1 protein-coding gene is annotated in these 865 nt (G+C 49.0%); it reads left to right on the forward strand.

The genetic code is table 11. From position 1 onward, the window contains the following. The coding region (gene sppA / locus R7040_RS25415) for a signal peptide peptidase SppA (RefSeq protein WP_318097417.1) at positions 1-865 on the forward strand (865 nt) is incomplete at both ends.

Here is an 865-nt window from a genome sequence, read left to right on the forward strand (position 1 = left end):
TTCGCCCAGACTACACACTCGCAAACCATGATATTGCCGTTGTTGTTGCAAGTGGCGCCATCATGGATGGTCAGCAACCTCGTGGAACAGTAGGCGGTGACACGGTTGCAAGTCTACTGCGTCAAGCGCGTAACGATGAGAAGGTAAAAGCAGTCGTGCTTCGCGTAGACAGCCCTGGTGGCAGTGCGTTTGCGTCAGAAGTGATTCGCAACGAAGTGGAAGCGCTAAAAAAAGCAGGCAAACCTGTTGTAGTTTCGATGTCGAGCTTAGCGGCCTCTGGCGGTTACTGGATTTCAATGAGCGCAGATAAAATCGTCGCACAACCAACAACACTGACAGGTTCTATTGGTATCTTCAGCGTTATTACGACGTTCGAAAAAGGCTTCAGCAAACTTGGTATCAACACCGACGGCGTTGGCACCTCACCGTTTTCTGGCGACGGCATTACGACTGGCTTGTCTGAAGGCGCGTCTCAAGCGTTCCAATTAGGCATTGAGCATGGCTACAAACGCTTTATCTCTTTGGTTGGTTCAAACCGAGATATGACGGTAGAAGAGGTAGACAAAGTCGCGCAAGGCCGAGTTTGGACAGGTCAAGATGCCTTATCATTCGGTCTTGTTGACCAAATGGGTGACTTCGATGATGCCGTTGAGTTAGCTGCGAAGCTGGCGAACGTGACAGATTACGGGATTTACTGGGTTGAAGAGCCATTGTCACCAACAGAACTATTCCTACAAGAATTCATGAATCAGGTGAAAGTATCCCTTGGTGTTGACGCAACAAGCCTTCTGCCAAAGAGTCTTCAACCTGTGGCTCAACAGTTCGAACAAGATGCAAGTCTGCTTCAAAGCTTTAACGATCCGAA

It is taken from the genome of Vibrio sp. 1069, assembly GCF_033340555.1.